Annotated in this window: 22 protein-coding genes and 1 pseudogene; 18 read left to right on the forward strand and 5 right to left on the reverse strand. The window is 43.8% G+C overall.

Annotated elements, in window-relative coordinates:
• Positions 1–35 precede the first annotated feature (35 nt).
• Complete coding sequence (locus L1D22_RS08925; RefSeq protein WP_017096978.1) at positions 36–314, forward strand: DUF134 domain-containing protein; 279 nt, start codon at positions 36–38, stop codon at positions 312–314.
• A 43-nt stretch (positions 315–357) separates the two neighbouring features.
• On the opposite strand, the gene nqrM is transcribed toward L1D22_RS08925, so the two are convergent.
• The gene (gene nqrM / locus L1D22_RS08930; protein WP_048658472.1) at positions 358–555 is read right to left on the reverse strand and encodes a (Na+)-NQR maturation NqrM; all 198 of its coding nucleotides are present in this window, start codon (positions 553–555) and stop codon (positions 358–360) included.
• The gene (locus tag L1D22_RS08935) at positions 552–998 is read right to left on the reverse strand and encodes a NifB/NifX family molybdenum-iron cluster-binding protein (protein WP_239829470.1); all 447 of its coding nucleotides are present in this window, start codon (positions 996–998) and stop codon (positions 552–554) included. Before L1D22_RS08935 ends, nqrM begins: the two co-directional genes overlap by 4 nt.
• A gap of 237 nt (positions 999–1235) precedes the next feature.
• Between L1D22_RS08935 and L1D22_RS08940 the strand changes: the two genes are divergently transcribed.
• From L1D22_RS08940 to L1D22_RS08975, 8 genes are all read left to right on the forward strand, one after another.
• The gene (locus L1D22_RS08940) at positions 1236–1958 is read left to right on the forward strand and encodes a DUF1007 family protein (RefSeq protein WP_239829471.1); all 723 of its coding nucleotides are present in this window, start codon (positions 1236–1238) and stop codon (positions 1956–1958) included.
• Positions 1959–2046: 88 nt separating this feature from the next.
• Positions 2047–3162: a nickel/cobalt transporter gene (locus L1D22_RS08945; protein WP_239829472.1), complete on the forward strand. Its 1116-nt coding sequence runs from the start codon at positions 2047–2049 to the stop codon at positions 3160–3162.
• Positions 3163–3651: 489 nt separating this feature from the next.
• Positions 3652–5169 carry an alpha/beta hydrolase gene (locus tag L1D22_RS08950; protein ID WP_239829473.1) on the forward strand — a complete coding sequence of 506 codons (1518 nt, stop codon included), beginning with the start codon at positions 3652–3654 and terminating at the stop codon, positions 5167–5169.
• Between the two features lie 12 nt (positions 5170–5181).
• Complete coding sequence (locus L1D22_RS08955; RefSeq protein WP_239829474.1) at positions 5182–7176, forward strand: choice-of-anchor X domain-containing protein; 1995 nt, start codon at positions 5182–5184, stop codon at positions 7174–7176.
• Between the two features lie 335 nt (positions 7177–7511).
• The gene (locus tag L1D22_RS08960) at positions 7512–8015 is read left to right on the forward strand and encodes a YcxB family protein (protein ID WP_239829475.1); all 504 of its coding nucleotides are present in this window, start codon (positions 7512–7514) and stop codon (positions 8013–8015) included.
• An 86-nt stretch (positions 8016–8101) separates the two neighbouring features.
• Positions 8102–8827 (forward strand): metallophosphoesterase, encoded by a 726-nt coding sequence (locus L1D22_RS08965; RefSeq protein ID WP_239829476.1) that lies wholly within the window; start codon positions 8102–8104, stop codon positions 8825–8827.
• A 166-nt stretch (positions 8828–8993) separates the two neighbouring features.
• Positions 8994–10196, forward strand: a complete 1203-nt coding sequence (locus tag L1D22_RS08970; protein ID WP_239829477.1) for a YbfB/YjiJ family MFS transporter — start codon at positions 8994–8996, stop codon at positions 10194–10196.
• Positions 10197–10210: 14 nt separating this feature from the next.
• Entirely contained in the window at positions 10211–10840 is a 630-nt protein-coding gene (locus tag L1D22_RS08975; protein WP_239829478.1) for a glutathione S-transferase N-terminal domain-containing protein, read from the forward strand.
• A gap of 17 nt (positions 10841–10857) precedes the next feature.
• Here the strand turns inward: L1D22_RS08975 and L1D22_RS22300 are convergent, their stop codons facing one another.
• A complete protein-coding gene (locus L1D22_RS22300; protein WP_275665029.1) occupies positions 10858–10989 on the reverse strand; it encodes a hypothetical protein in 132 nt (43 codons plus the stop codon).
• A gap of 256 nt (positions 10990–11245) precedes the next feature.
• On the opposite strand from L1D22_RS22300, the gene L1D22_RS08980 reads away from it, so the two are divergent.
• From L1D22_RS08980 to L1D22_RS09000, 5 genes and pseudogenes are all read left to right on the forward strand, one after another.
• Entirely contained in the window at positions 11246–11488 is a 243-nt protein-coding gene (locus tag L1D22_RS08980; protein WP_239829480.1) for a hypothetical protein, read from the forward strand.
• Between the two features lie 85 nt (positions 11489–11573).
• Positions 11574–11657: pseudogene (locus tag L1D22_RS08985) on the forward strand (Lrp/AsnC family transcriptional regulator); the annotation flags it as partial.
• A 927-nt stretch (positions 11658–12584) separates the two neighbouring features.
• Positions 12585–13493 carry a dienelactone hydrolase family protein gene (locus L1D22_RS08990; protein ID WP_239829481.1) on the forward strand — a complete coding sequence of 303 codons (909 nt, stop codon included), beginning with the start codon at positions 12585–12587 and terminating at the stop codon, positions 13491–13493.
• Positions 13494–13696: 203 nt separating this feature from the next.
• On the forward strand, positions 13697–14500 hold the full coding sequence (locus L1D22_RS08995; protein ID WP_239829482.1) for a MetQ/NlpA family ABC transporter substrate-binding protein: 804 nt from the start codon (positions 13697–13699) through the stop codon (positions 14498–14500).
• A 219-nt stretch (positions 14501–14719) separates the two neighbouring features.
• Entirely contained in the window at positions 14720–15400 is a 681-nt protein-coding gene (locus L1D22_RS09000; RefSeq protein ID WP_239829483.1) for a haloacid dehalogenase type II, read from the forward strand.
• Positions 15401–15526: 126 nt separating this feature from the next.
• On the opposite strand, the gene L1D22_RS09005 is transcribed toward L1D22_RS09000, so the two are convergent.
• Positions 15527–15865: a cytosolic protein gene (locus tag L1D22_RS09005; protein WP_239829484.1), complete on the reverse strand. Its 339-nt coding sequence runs from the start codon at positions 15863–15865 to the stop codon at positions 15527–15529.
• Positions 15866–16036: 171 nt separating this feature from the next.
• Here L1D22_RS09005 and folK point away from each other — a divergent pair, with 171 nt between their 5' ends.
• The 4 genes from folK to folM all read left to right on the forward strand — a co-directional run bounded on the left by folK (position 16037) and on the right by folM (position 18398).
• Positions 16037–16534, forward strand: coding sequence for a 2-amino-4-hydroxy-6-hydroxymethyldihydropteridine diphosphokinase (folK, locus tag L1D22_RS09010; protein WP_239829485.1), 498 nt, complete (start codon positions 16037–16039; stop codon positions 16532–16534).
• Between the two features lie 124 nt (positions 16535–16658).
• Positions 16659–17036, forward strand: coding sequence for a dihydroneopterin triphosphate 2'-epimerase (gene folX / locus L1D22_RS09015; protein WP_017102704.1), 378 nt, complete (start codon positions 16659–16661; stop codon positions 17034–17036).
• A gap of 10 nt (positions 17037–17046) precedes the next feature.
• Positions 17047–17685 (forward strand): GTP cyclohydrolase I FolE, encoded by a 639-nt coding sequence (folE, locus tag L1D22_RS09020; RefSeq protein ID WP_239829486.1) that lies wholly within the window; start codon positions 17047–17049, stop codon positions 17683–17685.
• Positions 17682–18398 carry a dihydromonapterin reductase gene (gene folM / locus L1D22_RS09025; RefSeq protein ID WP_239829487.1) on the forward strand — a complete coding sequence of 239 codons (717 nt, stop codon included), beginning with the start codon at positions 17682–17684 and terminating at the stop codon, positions 18396–18398. The genes folE and folM overlap by 4 nt, the downstream gene beginning before the upstream one ends.
• A 44-nt stretch (positions 18399–18442) precedes the next feature.
• On the opposite strand, the gene L1D22_RS09030 is transcribed toward folM, so the two are convergent.
• Complete coding sequence (locus L1D22_RS09030) at positions 18443–19315, reverse strand: patatin-like phospholipase family protein (protein ID WP_239829488.1); 873 nt, start codon at positions 19313–19315, stop codon at positions 18443–18445.
• Between the last annotated feature and the right edge of the window lie 87 nt (positions 19316–19402).

Consider the following 19402-nt stretch of genomic DNA (forward strand, 5'->3'; position numbering starts at 1 on the left):
TATTCCTTTTTACCCTTAGATTCCCAGAGATTGATATGGCTCGACCAAAAAAACATCGCCAGTTATGTACCCGCGCGGCTTACTCTTGCTTCAAGCCCAATGGTGTTCCTATGGATGAGCTTCATAAAGAAGAACTGCTGTTAGAAGAATTGGAAGCCTTGCGCTTAGCGGATCAAGAAGGCCTGAGCCAACTTGAAGCCGCCGAGCAAATGCAGGTGTCACGCCAAACGTTCGGCAACATCATTAAACGTGCACGAACCAAAGTCGCTAAGTGCATCGTCAACGGCCATGCATTAGTGATTCAAGGCTCATAGTCCGAAGCTTTAACTTTGCTTGTCGAGCTACTCTTAAAAAACATTAATGTGATGGCTCCGTAATCTGATACAGCTTTCTGCTTTGCCCTTCGCATACATCCTTGCAATTGCATTCTCGCTCAATGTCTAACTGCGCGAGCCCTCCGCAACTGCCTTTGATTGGCTTGCGTGAAAAAATTACGCCAATCGCCATTAATGCAACAACTCCAACAAAAGCCATTAGTGTGAGTAAGAAAGTCATTTACGGATACCTCGAATAACACTGAACCTGCTCAACTTGGGCGTGAGGATCGACGCTTTGTTCTTGTGTCCTTTTTCGCCGCACGTTCTATGACCGCACCCGCCATTTCGCGGCTCTCGACCATAATCAAGATCGGTCACTTCTTGCAGATTGTTGAAGTCCAAAGTCGCCACTTCCGCCTTACCTTTAGACGAAAAAACACGAATATCGTTGTTGAACAAGTGCGCCAACATCTTCTTCCCAATGTGTCGAACCACCACCGCCTGCACATCGTAAGACTTAACGACAGACATCCATTGCTTCTTTTTGTTGCACGGGCTGTCAGACTCAACCAAAGGGATAAGATGCTTGATTTGCTGTCGCTCATCGACAATGGCTATCTCAGGAGAACGAGCAAAGTGATTGCCGACGTTAAGGTCGCGGCAAGGTACTGCGTATAACATGGTAACTTCCTGTTATTGATGATCAGGAGTTCAGAATACGCCTCATTATTGGCATATGCCAATAACTATCGTGTGAAAAATTAGATTTACCGTTTGTAGAGTTCTTAGTGGCAATGAGAGCATCAAACAGACAGTCATGGATTGAGACAATTTAGAAGTAAACAAACTTACATTTTGAAGTGAACAATGGCACAAGTTGTTATAATATAACATTAAACTAAATAACCATTCGTTCTCATGAAACAGCTATTTGTTCTAACCAACGCATTCAATCACCTCTCTTCGCGCTATGTAAGCCGTTTTTCAGCGGGCTTACGTTCTATTAAGCGCTTGCCTCTTTGGTTGGCATTATTCTCTTTTGCTCCGAGTCTATCTGCTCACCCGCATTCTTGGATTGAAATGAAAACCCATATCGAGGGCGAAAACGGCATGATCACCGGCCTTTCAATGGAATGGTCTTTTGACGCAATGACATCTATGTACATGTTAGACGGGGAAGATGTCTCGCCAGAGAAAGAAGTCGAGACATACAAAAACCTTGCAGCATCCGTCATCGAAAACATGATGTACGAGCACTACTTCACCTACTTCTATGACGGTGAAGAGCCAATCAAATATCAAGTGGCTGAACATGCCAAATTTGAGCGTGACAAAGCCAAGATGGTGCTCACTTTTGACCTGCCACTTTCAAAACCAAAACACGTAACTCGAGACTCGCTTCGCGTGCTGATTTTTGATCCGAGTTATTTCGTCGATATGTCGTGGATCTCAAATAACGATGTGACTTTATCGTCTTCACTCGCGAGACAATGCCAGTTGGAGATCATTGAACCAAACCCGACACCTGAACAAATGAGCTATGCGATGTCTTTACCTGCCGATGCGGATCCAGACAACATGTTAGGCCAACTGTTTACTCAATCGGTTGAGCTTCATTGTGCTGCGGTTCCAGCATCTTAATCATTGCGGCTCGTTTCAGTCAGTAAATGTCTTAACTCATTAAACCTCTCACTCAATGAGAAAGGTCTCTGATACAGGTTCTTGTTAAATGCAGAAAAATCAAATCAAAACAAATTACTACCTCATTGGTATTGGCGCTTTATTGCTGGTTGCTGTCGGCGCATACCAATTGTGGTCTATGTGGCCATCATTGGTTATCTCTAGTATCCAATGGCAAAGAGAAGTTAACTCAGAACTTGCTGACCTACTCTATGAAGCCAAGTCTAACCCTTGGGGCGCAGGCAGCTACCTCATCGGATTCAGCTTCGTCTACGGCGTGCTTCACTCTTTAGGCCCAGGCCACGGCAAGGTTATCGTGTCTACTTACTTAGCGACTCACCCTACTAAGGCGAAAGCGAGTCTCGTGCTCACAGTTGTCTCTGCGTTTTTACAAGCTCTAGTTGCTATCTTACTGGTAAGTGCATTGCTATGGGGCTTTAGCGCGTCAATGCGAGTGGTGAATGACAAGGCTAATATGTTTGTCTCGTTAAGCTTTGCGTTAGTCGCGGTAGTGGGTGCTTTGATCTGTTGGAAAGCTCTGAAAAACATCTATACAACGATGCGTAAGCCAAAGTTGAAAGTGAAAGCCATCACCACATTAGCGGCTGATACGTCTTCGCCAATGTCTGCTCGATCTTCGATTTCAGACCAATCACCAATGGCACTTAGCTCATCAGTATCTGCTGGTTCAATAATGCTGAACCCATCTAGCGCATTACAATCTGCAGAGCACTCTCACGCAGATCATTCTCATGCCGACTGTGGATGCGGCCACCAGCATGTTGCCGATGCAGACGCGATAAACAAAGCTTCAACGCTCCGTGAATACGCAGGAATCATCGTTACTATTGGAGTCAGGCCATGTACAGGTGCCATTATGGTTCTGTTGTTCGCGAATATGGTCGGACTATATTGGATGGGCGTGTTGAGTGCCTTCGCCATGGCAGTAGGTACCGCGTTCACGACCTCTTCGATTGCAATAATGACACTAACAGGCAAGAACTTGGTAAAACGCTATTTGGCAGCAGGTAACAAGAATAACAGTGCGTCACTAAAAGCCGCAGGTCATTATTTACAGCTATTTGGTGGTGTTTTACTCGTATTAATTGGCTTGTTGCTAATGAGTGGACAAGACAGCGGTATGTCGCCTGTGTTTACGATGTAAGCGCACAATATAATAACAAACCTCAGTTTGTTACAACCTTTGCTATTTATACTAACGGACACTAGCCCTTACCTCTCAACCTGAATTAACCACTACACAATTTCTACTAACCTAACTTTGCACAGTCCGTTAGGTTAGTAATCAACCATTCAGAACATCACACCAAATAACAATCTGTAACAAAGCCACATCAAACTGTTACTTTCCTATTCTTAGCTACGTTTCCATAAACTAACTTAGATTGTTCTAACAATCCCAAAACACTATCCCTACCTTTTAAAAATACGGACACAGCTTCCCTCAATCCAGAAACTGCGATCGTACTCTTCCCATTTTGCAAAAAAATAGAGCAGCAGTTTTATCAATTGAGTAACCAGTCGAAATTATATGCAGTAAATTTCACACCAGAAGCTAAACCTTTACCTTACTACTACATATAAAGTTTTCTTCACCCAAATTCTTGGATAACCCATACTCAAAGGTAAACAAATGAAGCTATACATTCCGAGCACCGCGCTCAGTGTTTTGTTACTTTCTCCGAGTTTCGCGAGTGCCGAAGATATACCTGATTCACACGAATTACGTACTTTTTCAATGCATTCACAAAGTTCTGGGATAGCCCCACCGCAAGAAGAACTCGGTGTTTATGTCGTCAACTCAGGTCCAGGTATTGATACCGGTTGTACCTACGCTTCTGGCGGACCTCTACTTATCTCTTTGCCTGTTCCTATTGTTGTCAACCCCAACGTTTTACAAAGCAACGGTAGAATTAACCCAAGTAAACTGGTCGATATGCAACAAAAAGGCGTTATCGGGTCTAACGCAAGGATCAGCATGCCGGTTTTCGACATAGACTCCAATGCCAACGTAAGCAATATTACGCCAGAAATAGATATAGTATCTTTTAACGGAAAATCTTTAGGCTCACTGCAAGGTGCTGACAGCCGTTGGACGGATACTAACCTTCAAGTTGATATTAGCGATATCAAGTTCGGTCAAACCAACGAAATTCGCGTCGATATTGATACTGGTAATACAGGAGACAACTGGTGTATGTCTGTCGATTGGGTTTCAATCGAGTTTGATGTTGCCGTTCCAGTTGTTCTTGCTCATGGCATTGCTGCACAATCAAATACTTGGGATGATGATACGGCTCCAGGCGTACTTTCTACACTCGATGAGTATGGTATTCTCTATACTCGTTTCTCTGCTGACAAAAATGGAACCACGGCGACCAATGCAAATATCTTGAACAACAAGATTCAGGGTTTTCTCGATGAGTTGAAATCCGATAAAGTTCATGTCATTGCTCACAGTAAAGGCGGACTAGACACACAAAACCTCAAAGCACTTAGTCCTTCATTTGAAATAACCTCCCTTTCTACTTTCTCCACACCTCATCTTGGCAGTGTCGCTGCAGATTTGTCGGTGATAAAAATGGACCACTACGCTGATACCTACAGTAACGTCAGTACTGATCCAAATAATTACGCTGGCAAATACATGCAACTCCCAAATATACCTTTTGCGGGTCCCCAAATGCCCGGAATCCGCGATCTAACAACAGATACCGCATCGAACGCGCTCCAAATGCGTACTCGAGGCAACATTAGAAATACATTTTCTATTGGTGCAAATGCCGACCTCAACCAAGACGGTGTTATTGAGAAAGAACCCGATATCGTTGGTCTATTCCCATGGGGATCTCGTTGGGCGGGCGTTACCGCTTGGCAAGCACTGAGAAGCTTTAGTTCTGCGGCCTACCTCGATACTCAAACTCAGTCGGTCACAATGCCAAGTGTGTATGGACCACAAACTCATCCAATCACAATAGTCAGTTACCAAGCCATTCAAACAGTACCGCAAGAAAATGATGTCGTTGTGACCTTGGCAAGCGCTAACCCAAGTTTTGCCAATGCGTTGGGTAACGTATTAAATAACCACTCAACAATGAAAACGGGACAAAACGTTGAACGTTTTCTACAACAAATTATTTCAATGCGCTAAGGAGTGGCCACTATGAAATTCATCAAGCAATTAGTGATGGTGTTCAGTCTTATCTGTACCTTCATCCCAACGGCTATCGCCAGTAACGCAATCCCCGTTGGGATGAGTACAAGCACGACACTATCTCAGCCAGTGACTAGTGCCAATAACGAAGTCACAATGTTGTTTAACATCGACGAAGCGGAAGCCCTAAAAGCAGAAATCATCGTGCCGTTGGATGATGCAACCGTATATTTATTTAGCCCTAACGGGCAAGTCGTAACATCATCCAATGATGTGCAAGCGAACATCCTCTCAGGTGGCACACAAAGTCCGCCGCTACCGGGCAGCTATGTATTTTTACCGGAAGTAACTAACCCTGAACCTGGAGAATGGAAGATCGTCGTTGATTTTCCAAACCCAAGTTACAACACGGTAATCATTGCTCAGGTTGCTATCCAATCACCTATTGCGTTTGGCATGGCGATAGCCGCTAACCAATTTGTGGTCGGTGAACCAGTTCCTGTCTCTGCATTACTGACAAACAAGGGAGATCCGGTTAAAGGTGCCCAAACCAACGCAGTGATCACTGATGAAACTGGAGTAGAAACACGCCTAACGCTTAAAGATGAGGGGGCTAATTTCGATGCTGTCGCTGAAGATGGTGTCTATAGCAATATTTTTGTTCCACCCGCTGAAGGGGAGTACCTAGTTGAAGGCACAACGTCTTTTGAGGTATATGGAACAACCATCGCTCGCCAGACAAGCAAAAAAATCCACGTACTACCCGCTGACATTGAATTTATCAATCACTCACTCGCTCCAGTTTTCTCGTCTGAAGGCTGTGTTATTGCCTTAGAGCAGCGCTTGGAACTTGATGTTAACTCCGCTGGTGACTTTGCCATTCATGGTTACCTCAGCGATGGAATTGATGAGCTTAACACGAGCAAACGTCTGCAACTCAAACCTGCGAAGCAAATCGTCACTCTGCAATACTCAACGGAAGATATTTTTGCCGCGTTTGATTCTGCGTCTACTTTGATCTCCAATCCGACGATCATCTACGCAATCACTCAAGATAACATACGAATTTCAGCCCCTCGAATTCAGTTTGAAGAAATGATTGAGTTGGGGTCTTTTGAACGTTGCCGTGACCCGATTGAAATTACGGGGGATTTAGTCACCACACCGAGCATGTCACAAGATGGAACTTACATAGATTCGCTGAATTTTGAGTTTCCGCTCCATGTTACGCGCAGTGGAACTTACACAGGTTCAGTAAATATCGTTGGTGCTGCTGGAGAGTATTTAGAGCTAGTGAGTTTTCAAAAACCCCTCGAGGCGGGCGTAAACACCGTCAAGTTTACAGTTCCTGGTGATACGTTTAAGCAAGCAGATGGTCCTTATGAACTGACCGCACTACTAGTCTATAATGGCGCTGACTCCTATCGACAAGGGTTACTCGGTCAAACGCCACCATACCAAGCCTCTGATTTCAGTCCACCAGTAAATGTGACCATATCCTCTAACCTGTTCGGTTTAGAAAGAGAAAACTGGCAGACCACTCCGGCTTCACAAATCACGCAACATCGTGTTGGCGGCTACCTAAGGGCAGGGTCTTCAATCCCATACGACTACGAGACGCTAGCGAGTTTTGATTTAAGTGGGGTTAGAGGAAAAATTAAACAGGCAACTCTCAATGTCGAATTCGGTGAATCAACCCTTCAATTTCCATTCAACAATGTAACCGCGCATATCATTAATCAAACTTGGTCTCCAAACACACTGGATTACGACACGTTCTGTGAGTCTTTTACAATATGTGCAGCGTGGAGTAATCCGCTAAATACATTCAACAACGTAGAAGCAGGTCAAACGCTTAAGTTTACCAACTCTAAACTATTAGAAGCGTTAAATGAGAAGAGAGTATCTGGGCTGAACAAACTAGATATTGCTCTTACCTCTGCTCCTTATGAAAGAAGTTTTTTCATTAACGTTAAGCAGGTGTCGTTATTCATCGAGTACTGACCCCTTGACTGAAATAGAATAAGGTCATGCCCGAGGTATCGCTTCGGCATGAGATCGAAGTTTTATCCCAAAAGGGCAATAGCCTAAACAACAAAGAGACGCCACGGGTCTATCCGTTCCATAACCAATTTTTTAGTTGATCTTAGGGATGCCCCCTAAGATAGTCATGTGGCTATGGTTAGAATGGACCCGATAAGTATCATCGATTTACAAAACAAAGCCCAAAACCGCTAAAGAAAAGCATCGAGAAGCGATACAATGTTCAAGTTGCGACAGCGCAGTATGGATACCATCCATAGAGAGCCCATTTATAGAGAACCTTAAAGTAGCCACACATGTCTAAAGAACCCGGTTTCACCACAGAATACACCCTCGACAAGACGTTTTTTGCAGAGTGTTATGATCAAACTAGCCTTCCGACTCAGTTTCCAAAAGCCTATTTAAAGGGAATATTGTTTCTTATTTTTGGTGTGGTTCTACTAGAGTTTGAACTATTACCAAATGGCTACGTTGGTTGGTTCTTCATTGTTTTGAGTGTGATTGAAGCATTCAGTGTGTACTGCAAAAGAACCTGGTGGTTGTGGAGACAAAAAATCAGCTCAGGCGCTGGCAGCAAAATTGTCTTTCAAGGTGATGTTAACGGAGTGAGTTACAAAAACCACAAAGCGACCAACACTATCGCTTGGACTGACATAGACCAACTTGAGCAGACTGATCTCGGCTTTATCCTTCATATTGGTAAACAGCGCCAATATGTGAGTAAATCTTGTTTAACTGATGAAGCCATTGCCTTCATGATTGAACAACACGAAGCTTCCAACGCTCCTAAAACACCCTAAGCAAACTAACACCAATAAATGCCTGCTGATCTAGCAGGCATTTTTCTATCACCTATGAAAGTGAATGGAATAACCGGACAACATCGATGACTACCGTATACCAAATCAGTGATTGCCACCTTTCAGATGAATCCAGCTATGAAAACCTGCGTAAAGCCTTGGAACACGTCGCTAACGATCCAACCTGTGAGACCATTTTTCTGACCGGTGATATTTGTTGTAATCCCAAACTGGGTGACTACATTCGATTGGAAGCGTTCATTAGGCAACACATTAACGCCAAGCCTATTAACGCGATTGCGGGCAACCATGACGACTCTCGCTTAATGCGTACTGAGCTAAAAGGCTCGACGATTTTCGTCACCGATAAAACGATTATCAATGGACGAGAGTTTGTATTTCTGGACTCTAGCGACAAGCCGCTTGATAGCCGTCATCCATTAGGTTCAGGGCGCATTAATAACCGTGGAATAGCTCGTCTAAAACAGCAACTAAGAAAGGCCGATGATCCCATCGTTGTTGTTCACCACCCTATCATTCCCGTCGGTTCTGAGTGGATGAAAGCGATCCGTTTGGAAAACGATGCCGAGGTAATGAAGGTGCTACGCAAGTATCGCGTGCGTGACGTTATTTGTGGTCACGGCCATGATGGAATAACTGCCACAAAACAAGGAATAACCCAATATATGGCACCTTCAACCGCCTATGGGTTTGACCACTCTATCAATGAATACAATCGCAGCGAAAAGGTAGGATTGAGTCGAGTTCGTTTGTCGGCTAATTCAATCGATTATCAGGCTGTGTATTTTTAACATTGAACTGAGTTCAAAAGAATGGACCCCAATGTAAATGATGAATCCAACATTTACAGAGAATATAAATCACCATCAAACTCCAGACATTAGAGTAAAAACTCATTTGAGAGCATTCAAACTAAAATGTTAGCGTGATGTTACAAACACAAACATCGGGCGCGACATGCAGCAAATAAAACTCTTAAACCGCGCTACCTTTGCAGGATTTGCAGCAACATTAGTTGGGAATGGCATTGGCCGCTTTGCCTACATAGCCTTGATGCCAGTGCTCATACAGAGCGGATGGTTCTCAAGTGAAGATGCCTCAACCCTTGGCGCTGCAACGCTGATCGGCTATATATTTGGAGCTCCCACTTCAAGCTTTCTACAGCGATACTATTCAACCGGTACACTCATACGTGCCTCTCTGTTATTGAGCAGCTTTAGTTATCTTGGTTGCGCCTTAAAGTCTGCCCCCTTCGAATGGTTTTTAACACTGAGAACCATTGCAGGAATGTCCGGAGCCATTCTTATGGTGCTCGCTCCCCCGATGATCGCTAGCCTTCACCCAAAAGAGATGAAAGCGAGAATCAGTGGCGTCGTATTTTCAGGGATTGGGCTTGGTGCCATGATCTCAGGAACGATCATACCTCTTCTGATCTATCAAAGTGTGGAAAGCGCATGGTTAGGGATGGGAGCCATCGCTTTTCTAGCAACTGTTCTGACATGGAAAACATGGAGTCTTGAGGCTAAACAGAGTCATTGTGCTATGAGCCCAGCTTCGTTTAAGGACTTATCTAAGCGTAAACGTACGAGTATTCGATTTGTACTTTTAGCCTATACCTTTAGCGCAATTGGTTACTTACCTCATACTCTTTTTTGGGTCGACTATATTGTTCGTGAGTTAGGGATGAGTTTTACAAGTGGCGGCTTTTATTGGGCCGTATTTGGCATCGGGGCAGCGATTGGACCGATAGTGACAGGTGTATTGGGTGATAAGGTTGGGCTCAAAAAAGCGCTATTAGCTGCCTTTATTTGTAAGGCGACTGGCGTTGCACTTCCGTTAATGCATACAGGTGAAGTTTCACTTTTTGTTTCGTCGCTACTCGTCGGTATGTTCACTCCGGGTATCGTAACACTCGTATCAACTTACACCTTAGAACTCGTTGGCACTCAACTCCACACAAAATCTTGGGGAACAATGACAATGGCTTTTGCCGTTTCGCAAGGCACCGTTGGCTTTGTTATGGCTCATTACGCCCCGCAACTCACCAGCTATAACGTCCTATTTATGCTCAGTGCGAGTGCGCTCATTTTATCAATACTCTGCATCGCATTTACATCAACCAAACAGCAGGGATTAAACACTGCTCAAATAAGTTCGTAGCAAAGGAATCGCTCATGAAACTGTATTTAAATGATACCTCGCCATTCTCACGAGCGGTGTTGGCCACTGCCTACCTGTGTAATGCACCCATTGAACTTGAATGGGTTGATCCATGGCAGACACCCCAAGCATTAGTCACAATCAATCCATTTAGCACTATACCGGTTCTTGAAACCAATGATGGTTTTGCACTCACCGAAAGCTTAACTATCTGCGATTTCCTATTACAGGCTTATCCGACAAAGATACTCACAACAGCCAATACGAGTGATGCTAAACGCATGTCGTTATTAGGAATGAGTAAGACTCTCATGGAAGTAGCATTTCGCTGCGCTGCATTGAGCTGCTTTGAAGCTGAACAAAATGTGCTGACAGTTAGAGGAAAGGGAGGTATTCAAAAGAGTGTTCAATCACTTATCAAGCAACTGAATAACACCCATGATTTACTTCAGCCAGATTTCTCAACGTTATATCTACACGTTGCATTAGATTACGTTCTGTTTAGGCACGCCAGTTTGCTCTCGACTAAGGAAGTTGACACCCTCTCCACCGCCTTACAAAACTCCCCTTTCAAAGAAACATTGGCAACGTTAAGCCTTGATTCACTCTCCAATCAACCAAGCTATTGCGAGCTATGCCAATAGAAGAGTGTTACAGCGCTTCAATTTATCAATCTGTGATTGAAACCAGCACATACAGCGACTGGTGCCGTTTCCTGAACGGGCGCAGGGGCAGCAATTGAGTAAGCTGCTGTCATAGCTAAAGAAGCGGCAATCAGTGTTTTCTTGAACATAAAATACTCTCTTAGTTAGTAGTGGTGCTCTGAAATCTGACGCCATATTACCCACCAGTAGTAAGCGTTAATTGCCATTTGATGACACGCGATCACGTTCAGTTAAGCAAAAGTATTGAGATTGACTTCTTGGTATCTGATTACTGAATTTACACTAGCTTCTTATGGTTAAAATGCCGTATGGTACAAACAATCAATTATAAAGACTCACGACCTTTGCCACAGAGACTCTCCATTTAAAACGAAAAGAATGACTATGAATTTTGATATCAACGCACTGAAACATCACCAACTGGTCGAAGATGGTCAACTTGAGGGGTGTTACATTCATCAGCCTGTGCAAGGCAGCCAACCCGATGACAAAGCCGTTTTAGCAGAGCGTCAAGCGCTGGAAAGCCGAGGATATAAGGTGGTTCAGGTTAAAGCGAAAGGCGGAACAACTACGTTTGCCGAGGCTATGCTAGAGCTTGCGAAGAAGACAGGCCACCAGCCCAAATAGTAAGCAACTTGGTAAAACAATATTGTCATCGAGAAAGCACCCTACCGACTATTAAATCAGCAGGGTGCTTTTTGATGACAGGCAATCACGCCTACCTAATATTGCGTCTATAGAATCCAGCTTCGTCTTTGGTCAGGAAAAAACAAAGACTAAGCAGCCAGTAAGGTAGATGTATGTCGCTACTGGGTCCAGAATCTTGATGGCTTGAATTTTTACGTGACACTTTCTAGTTCAGAAATGCTCTAGTGCTGGCGTACCTGAACATAAATTGATCTGCATAAGCATATGGTTTGTTACTCGTCGGCATAACCGTGTTACGAGGAGCAAGTCGATCTTTTCTCGTAATATCAATCATCATTAGCTCCCTTGGCATTAGCTTCTTTCTTTATAGCGCCATAATCGCGCCTTCTGTTACTTCTAGGATCGAAGCTCGAAGTATTCTCGTTGTGACGATATGTATCTTAGCCCTCTGTACAAACTATTCAGGGGAAAAGTACGATAACAGAGAAGCAAAATGTCTGTTGAACCTGACCCTGTTCATCAACATTCTCTATATGGCAATTAGGGGCATACTTGCTCATACCAAAGGAACGAATTCAAACTATTACCTGATATCAGATATTCATAAATTGTCTTTCGTTATCATAACAATCACAACTATTAGCCTCGCATTTTCAGTGTTTTGGATCTTAACTGATCGTTTATTGAAGCAAACCTATCGCTTATCGATTACTGACGAACAAACAGGCCTTTATAACCATAGAGGTCTAGCTGAGCTGATACCCAAGCTTGTTCAACCAGGCCGAGAGAGTGACATTTCTGTACTGATGGCCGACCTAGATCATTTCAAAAAACCAATAATCAAAAACGCACTACTTCACTGACTTAATCACTTACATCAACCTTGTATTGATTGATTCAGTAAAACAAACCTAAGACATGGGAATTGATTCCGAAGTGGTCATTTTATCGGACTGTCATCTAATTTTTGTACTTTGATATAACAAATAGCTTAAAAAATATTGAGCGATCGTTCAAATATATTGGAATTTCCACTATAGTTGATTGATCAAACAACTCACAACAAGGAAAAGTTATGAATCAAAGTACCGAATCTCAATCAGATCCAACTCGATCTATCCCTCAAGAAGCATTTGATTGGTACGACGAATATGCGCACGGTCTGATTGATCGCAGAGAGTTTATGGCTCGTCTATCCGGGCTAGCTGTACTTGGCTTAACTATGACGACGCTAACTTCTGCACTGATCCCTAATTATGCGCAGGCAGAGCAAGTCTCTTTCAATGACCCTTCCATCAAAGCAACCTACGAGAAGTTTCCTTCGCCTAAGGGACACGGAGAAGGCTATGGCTACTTGGTGGTACCCAAAGAGCTAGAGAGTAATGCGCCTGTTGTCTTGGTTATTCATGAAAATAGAGGCTTGAATCCATACGTAAAGGATGTGGCAAGACGACTCGCGGCCGCTGGGTTTATTGCGTTTGCACCTGATGCACTCTATTCGCTTGGCGGGTATCCAGGTAATGATGATGAAGGTAGAGCAATGCAAAAATCATTATCCAGAGAGAAAATCGAAGAAGACTTTATCGCTGCTGCAAACTTCTTGAAGTCTCATGAAAAAAGTAACGGAAAACTAGGCGCTGTAGGATTTTGCTTCGGTGGCTATATCGTGAATATGTTGGCGGCGGTAATGCCTGAGCAACTGGATGCGGGCGTTCCATTTTACGGCACTCCTGCCGCACCTGATTTAAGAAAGAATGTTAAAGGGCCATTACTGCTCCAATTCGCTGGAATCGATAAACGTGTGAATGCAACTTGGCCAGACTATGAAGCTGAACTCAAAGAGATTGGGGCAGACTACACAGCTTACATCTATGACGGTGTGAATCATGGCTTCCATAACGATTCAACAGGTCGATATGCTAAAGAGGAAGCGGAGTTAGCATGGGCACGTACGCTTGAGTTCTTTAATCAAAAGCTTTCTTGATAGGCAAGGTTACCGAACCTGTTTTCTTTAAATTTCAGGTTACTACCCTATACCTAACTCAACGAAACCCCAAAGGCCTCATACGTGTGAGGCCTTTGTTTCCTCTATCTAACTTTGCTTCTAACAAACCTATTGACCCGACTTTATAAATAGATAATATAGACATCCAGACACCTAAACGTCTTTTAATTAATGGAGTTATCATGAACCGCTGCAAAAAAATCACAGCATCCCTGTTTGCATTAGCATTCGTATTCGGCGTGACAGGATGTGGAAAACAAGACGAGGCTGTCATCAAGATTGGGGCGACAGTTGGCCCACATGCACAAGTTGTACAGGCAGTCGCTAAAGAAGCAGCGAAGCAAGGGATAAACATTGAACTCGTCGAATTCTCAGACTACATCACCCCTAACGCAGCACTCGACGATGGAAGTATCCAACTAAACAGTTACCAGCATCAGCCATTTCTCGATAACTTTAATGCCAATCACGATAGCCAGTTAGTTTCTATCGGACGTTCTATTTTGATGCGTATGGGCGTTTACTCGAACAAGTACACTTCGCTTGACTCTATCCCAGATAACGCACGAATCGCGATTCCAAACGACCCAACGAATGGTGGGCGCGGACTACTGCTACTTGAAGATGCAGGGCTGATTTCATTAAAAGACAACGTTGGTTTCAATGCTTCATTAAACGATATTGTTAACAACCCTAAGAACATTCGATTTGTTGAAGTGGATGCCGCGCAGCTACCCCGCTCTCTTGACGATGTAGACGCAGCTGCAATCACCATGAACTATGTCATGTCGGCTGGACTCGATCCTAAGAAACAAGGCATTTACTTAGAGAAAAAAGACGCACCTTTAGCTGTGATGGTTGTGGCAGCGCGAGAAGAAGACAAAAACAATGAAACGTATAAAAAGATCATCTCAATTTATCACTCACAAGAGATCAATGACTTTTTAAACAGCACTTTCAAAGGCACTATCGAAGCTGCAAATTAAGCTAAATAAGCTAAATAAGCTAAATAAATTATCCCAGATTTGGCGTTGCCTCTACTTGTTAAGCAACGCCAGATTTGAGTGACGTGTTCATAGATGACTCATTCCAATCCTCATTTCTAGTTAGAGAACAAAGCTTAAGTTACTTAAATCGAGGTTGAAAACGGGGCCATCGGAGCGGATTATGTAAGTACGAAATTCAATTCGATCTGGGTTCTTGGCATGAAAAAAGAAGTGATACTGTTTGATATAAACGAAACGGTTTTAAATTTGGAGTCATTACAACCCAAATTTAAAGCGGCATTTGGCAGTGAGGATGCACTGTCGCTTTGGTTCTCAAAGCTTTTACACTCTTCAACGATTTGCATCGCAACAAACGTAAAGTCTACTTTTTCTGAACTAGCGAATTCAGCGCTCGACGCAATTGCACAACGGTACAAGTGTGATTTATCGGCGGAAAGTAAAGATGCCTTGTTAACTTCTTTTGCCAACCTACCACCGCACACTGATATCAAAGCATCTCTGCTTGAATTGCGTAACAACGGCTTTAAAACCGTCGCTTTTTCCAACTCATCCCTCGACCTCATCACTGCTCAAATCAAGAATTCGGGCTTAGAAGATGACTTTGACACCGTCATTTCCGTTGAAGAAACAGGCAGTTTCAAACCAAATTCAGATGTGTATAGATTTGCAGCAGAAACGTTAAAAGAGCCTGTCGAAAACCTTCGTCTTGTGGCTACTCACGATTGGGACACTCATGGTGCGTTATCTGCTGGCTTACAAGCAGCCTATATAGACCGCACTGGAATTGAGTATCATTCCCTGTATTTGAAGCCTGAAATTAGCTCCAGAACGATGGATGGTGTGGTGGAACAAATCATTAAGCACAATTTAGAAAAGTAACACCTCAAGAGACTTTTCTCCTGACTCGCTACAAACAAAAAGGCCTCGCACACGCGAGGCCTTAGTTTTATCTACAGAGCAGTTTATCTATAACTAATTAGCCCATCTAAACCCACTGAATCACATTCAGTCCATTCGGGTAATGAAGGTTTGTTCGTCATCGACAAAAGCCACGTAGTCGCCGTGATAGATAAACACTCGGCCACGCCCTTCAACGATACACGCAAGCTGTGGGTTCAAATCTTCTTCAAGATCTTTGCTTTGATACGTGCCGGTATCGGTGATCACACCGCGAAGTGTCGGCAAAAACCCATAGCTACGCTTAGCTTGATCAATCAAGCTCAATTCACTGGCGGTCGAGAAGTAAGATGGAATTGGACCAGCATCTTCGATAAACATCGGTTTTAGTTCTTCAAAAGCTGTAATCACCAGCCAGTCGATGCCGTTAACTTGATGGATAAACATAGTTCATAAATACCTAGATTCTCGATAATTCTAATGCGGGGATTCTATCACTATCAGAAGCGATTTGCGGCAGAACCACATTTTCTTTTATCTTCCTGTTTTTAAGAGGATGCATAGCTGATCTTCATCGCAACTTGGACGTATAGGCTCCTTAAACAAGAAGGAAGTACTATGGCCAACGTCTATGTCAGCATCGGAAGCAACATTAACCGCGAACACCACGTCACACAGTCTCTCAAAGCATTGAATGACCGCTTTGCTCCCCTGCACATATCTAACTTCTACGATTGCGAGCCTGTGGGCTTTGAAGGAGATAACTTCCTTAACTTAGTCGTTGGGTTCGAATGTGACCTCTCTGTCGCAGAGTTGGTTAAAGTTCTACACCAAATCGAGTCAGAGAACGATCGCAAGCGTCAGACTAAAGCCTACGCTTCACGCACTATGGACATCGACATCCTTCTTTACGGTAATAAAGTGGGCATTATTGACGGTGTAGAGCTACCTAGAGGCGAAATCACCGAATACGCTTTTGTGCTCAGGCCGTTAGTTGATATTGCCGCGCAAGAACGTCACCCCACCTTAAATAGCTCGTTTCAGCAACTCTGGGAAAGCTTCGACCAGTTGAGTCAGAAAACCGAGCCCATCTCTTTTGAGCTCAGTTTCACTTAGCACGTACATGACTGAAAAAGAACGACTAAAAAAGAACAACTGAAATCTTAATCGCGTGACTTTACTGATCTTTTCTTAAAACAAGCACGTAACTGACTTCACTTTCTAAGGAATGGACACTGTTATGAATCACAACGCCATCATCACCATTACAAACCTGAGACTAAGAACCTTCATCGGTTTCAACGAAGAAGAAAAGTCTAAGCAGCAAGACATCGTTATCAATGCAGAGATCCACTACCCCGCTAACAACCTTTGTCTCTCTGATGATGTAGACAACGCGCTCAACTACAAAAACATCTGTAAGAAGATCATTCAACACGTCGAATCCGGAAGGTTTCTGCTTTTGGAAAAACTAACCAGCGACGTACTTGGCATCTGTATCGACCATCCATGGGTGAAATACGCTCAAGTGAGAATTGATAAGCCTCATGCGCTACGTTTTGCCGACTCTGTTTCGCTCACTCTGAGTTATGAAGCAGACAACGACAATAATTCATAAGGAGAGAGTCATGCTGAATATAGAAGCCGAAAAAGTAAGAGAAGCTTTGCTCGCAAAAGGACTTGAAACCCCAATGACAGCGAGTGAAATGAACCCCGACCAAAAGTACAACCGCATCAAAGGGCTTTTAACGGAAGTGGTGAGTACGCTGGGACTGGATTTAACCGATGATAGCCTTGCCGAAACACCTCATCGTATTGCAAAAATGTACGTTCACGAGATCTTTTCAGGGCTCGATTACGATAACTTCCCAAAAATCAGTGTTATAGACAACAAAATGTCCGTTGATGAAATGGTTAAGGTATCAGACATCAACTTAACATCGACGTGCGAACATCACTTCATTACCATCGATGGTTTAGCGGAAGTGGCCTATATTCCTGAAAACAAGATTCTTGGGCTGTCTAAAATCAACCGTATTGTTCGATTCTTTGCTCAGCGTCCTCAGGTACAAGAACGTCTTACCCAGCAGATCTTAGTTGCGATTCAAACTCTCGTTGAAACAGAAAACGTGGCCGTGACGATTAAAGCAACCCACTATTGCGTTAAATCCAGAGGCGTCATGGATGCAAACTCTGAAACCTCAACAACCGCGCTTGGTGGTATTTTCAAAACTAACCCTCAAACCAGAGCTGAGTTTTTACGATGAGTGAAACGATACTAATAACCGGCGTGGGGAAGCGACTCGGCTTCGCACTGGCGCAGCAACTTTTAGCGGATGGATACAACGTGGTTGGCACCTACCGCAACAACTATCCTCAACTGAAATTGTTGCGCGATAGTGGAGCCGATTTGCAGCAAGTCGACTTTTATCAACAAAGCAGCCTAGACGAATTTCTTCATTATGTTGGTCAAGAATATAAGACACTCAGAGCCATCATACATAACGCATCCGACTGGAAACCTGAGAGCAAGAAAGATCCCAGTGAGAATGCATCACAAGTCATGCACCAGATGATGACGATTCACGCTACCGTGCCTTATCTGTTCAATTTAACACTCAAAGATCAACTGATGTCTGGCGATCAAACTTCAGACATCATTCACATCAGTGATTACGTTGCGGAAAAAGGCAGTAAAAAACACATAGCTTACGCGGCCAGTAAAGCTGCACTTAACAACCTGACGTTGTCGTTTTCAGCAATGTTGGCTCCCAAGGTTAAAGTAAATACCCTCTCTCCAGCCATGATTAAGTTTAATGACCATGACGATGAGGCATACAAAACCAAAGCGCTGCAGAAAGCTCTTATTCCCGCAGAAGCGGGCTTTGAGGAAATAATAGAGGGCATCAAGTTTATGTTGACCAGTCACTACATGACAGGAAGAACCTTGCACCTTGATGGCGGCAGGCATTTGAAGTGAAGCCCTTGCATTATCTGCTATCTAAAACGGCTGTAACCTGCCCATTAAAGACGGTTGCCCAGTTTAGCCTGTGCCAAATGGTAGCCTCTATCTATCATCTCTTGCGAGCGATAAAACTCTAAGGTGCCACAGGCATTACGTGGGATCTCAAGCGTGATATCGGCGGGGTAAGCGGCCAACTTTTGGCGAGCAATCGTCGATTGCATCGCATCAAATGCTTGGTTGGCAATATCGTAAAAAGCAAAGTTGAAGGTCATTTTGCTTTTTACACTGCTACCGAGGTTATCGATAAAATGCACAACCTTCTCATGCAGCTTGCTCTCTTTTGTCGGCAGGGAAACCGGCATCACTTCCTGTTTAACCATTTCAGGTTCACCCCCTAAGTTCACAGCCAGTGTAAAGTCTGTATTATCACCAAAGGTAGGCGCAATCGGTACGGGATTGAGAACGCCGCCATCAATGAGCACTTCTCCATTGATAACGTGAGGAGTCAAAAACAGCGGCAAAGAGATAGAGGCACGAATAGCATCAAACAGAGATCCTGATTGCAACCAAACCTCTTTTTCATCGGCGACGTTAGCCGCAACTGCGGTATAAGGGATAGGTAGATCTTCAATTGAAGTCTCGCCGATCAGCCCACGCAGCGTGTCGATGATCTTGTCCCCTTTGAACATACCACTCGACTGCCATGAAAAGTCCAACAACATCGCCATATCACCTTGGTCGATACTGGTGACCCACTCTTCAAATTCATCCAACTTGCCCGCGGCGTAAACTCCGCCGATAAGCGCACCAATTGAACAGCCAGAGATGGATTTTATCTCATAACCATGCTCAATCAGCCAACGGATGATTCCAACATGAACCAAGCCTCTCGCGCCGCCACTACCCAGTACCAATGAGATCGTTTTTGCCATCGTACTCATCCTTTAATTCATTAGTTCTTTAGTTCTTTAGTTCTTTCAGCAAAATCATATCACTTCGTGTAGCCATGAATAGAGGTC

Origin of the sequence: Vibrio sp. Isolate34 (assembly GCF_022397915.1) — a bacterium.
Lineage (GTDB): Bacteria > Pseudomonadota > Gammaproteobacteria > Enterobacterales > Vibrionaceae > Vibrio.

What these genes read in the sequence shown, in the direction of transcription:
- L1D22_RS08925 (WP_017096978.1), top strand. Translation starts at nt 36, where the DNA reads ATGGCTCGACCAAAAAAACATCGCCAGTTATGTACCCGCGCGGCTTAC.
- nqrM (WP_048658472.1), bottom strand. Translation starts at nt 555, where the DNA reads ATGACTTTCTTACTCACACTAATGGCTTTTGTTGGAGTTGTTGCATTA.
- L1D22_RS08935 (WP_239829470.1), bottom strand. Translation starts at nt 998, where the DNA reads ATGTTATACGCAGTACCTTGCCGCGACCTTAACGTCGGCAATCACTTT.
- L1D22_RS08940 (WP_239829471.1), top strand. Translation starts at nt 1,236, where the DNA reads ATGAAACAGCTATTTGTTCTAACCAACGCATTCAATCACCTCTCTTCG.
- L1D22_RS08945 (WP_239829472.1), top strand. Translation starts at nt 2,047, where the DNA reads ATGCAGAAAAATCAAATCAAAACAAATTACTACCTCATTGGTATTGGC.
- L1D22_RS08950 (WP_239829473.1), top strand. Translation starts at nt 3,652, where the DNA reads ATGAAGCTATACATTCCGAGCACCGCGCTCAGTGTTTTGTTACTTTCT.
- L1D22_RS08955 (WP_239829474.1), top strand. Translation starts at nt 5,182, where the DNA reads ATGAAATTCATCAAGCAATTAGTGATGGTGTTCAGTCTTATCTGTACC.
- L1D22_RS08960 (WP_239829475.1), top strand. Translation starts at nt 7,512, where the DNA reads ATGTCTAAAGAACCCGGTTTCACCACAGAATACACCCTCGACAAGACG.
- L1D22_RS08965 (WP_239829476.1), top strand. Translation starts at nt 8,102, where the DNA reads ATGACTACCGTATACCAAATCAGTGATTGCCACCTTTCAGATGAATCC.
- L1D22_RS08970 (WP_239829477.1), top strand. Translation starts at nt 8,994, where the DNA reads ATGCAGCAAATAAAACTCTTAAACCGCGCTACCTTTGCAGGATTTGCA.
- L1D22_RS08975 (WP_239829478.1), top strand. Translation starts at nt 10,211, where the DNA reads ATGAAACTGTATTTAAATGATACCTCGCCATTCTCACGAGCGGTGTTG.
- L1D22_RS22300 (WP_275665029.1), bottom strand. Translation starts at nt 10,989, where the DNA reads ATGTTCAAGAAAACACTGATTGCCGCTTCTTTAGCTATGACAGCAGCT.
- L1D22_RS08980 (WP_239829480.1), top strand. Translation starts at nt 11,246, where the DNA reads ATGAATTTTGATATCAACGCACTGAAACATCACCAACTGGTCGAAGAT.
- L1D22_RS08990 (WP_239829481.1), top strand. Translation starts at nt 12,585, where the DNA reads ATGAATCAAAGTACCGAATCTCAATCAGATCCAACTCGATCTATCCCT.
- L1D22_RS08995 (WP_239829482.1), top strand. Translation starts at nt 13,697, where the DNA reads ATGAACCGCTGCAAAAAAATCACAGCATCCCTGTTTGCATTAGCATTC.
- L1D22_RS09000 (WP_239829483.1), top strand. Translation starts at nt 14,720, where the DNA reads ATGAAAAAAGAAGTGATACTGTTTGATATAAACGAAACGGTTTTAAAT.
- L1D22_RS09005 (WP_239829484.1), bottom strand. Translation starts at nt 15,865, where the DNA reads ATGTTTATCCATCAAGTTAACGGCATCGACTGGCTGGTGATTACAGCT.
- folK (WP_239829485.1), top strand. Translation starts at nt 16,037, where the DNA reads ATGGCCAACGTCTATGTCAGCATCGGAAGCAACATTAACCGCGAACAC.
- folX (WP_017102704.1), top strand. Translation starts at nt 16,659, where the DNA reads ATGAATCACAACGCCATCATCACCATTACAAACCTGAGACTAAGAACC.
- folE (WP_239829486.1), top strand. Translation starts at nt 17,047, where the DNA reads ATGCTGAATATAGAAGCCGAAAAAGTAAGAGAAGCTTTGCTCGCAAAA.
- folM (WP_239829487.1), top strand. Translation starts at nt 17,682, where the DNA reads ATGAGTGAAACGATACTAATAACCGGCGTGGGGAAGCGACTCGGCTTC.
- L1D22_RS09030 (WP_239829488.1), bottom strand. Translation starts at nt 19,315, where the DNA reads ATGGCAAAAACGATCTCATTGGTACTGGGTAGTGGCGGCGCGAGAGGC.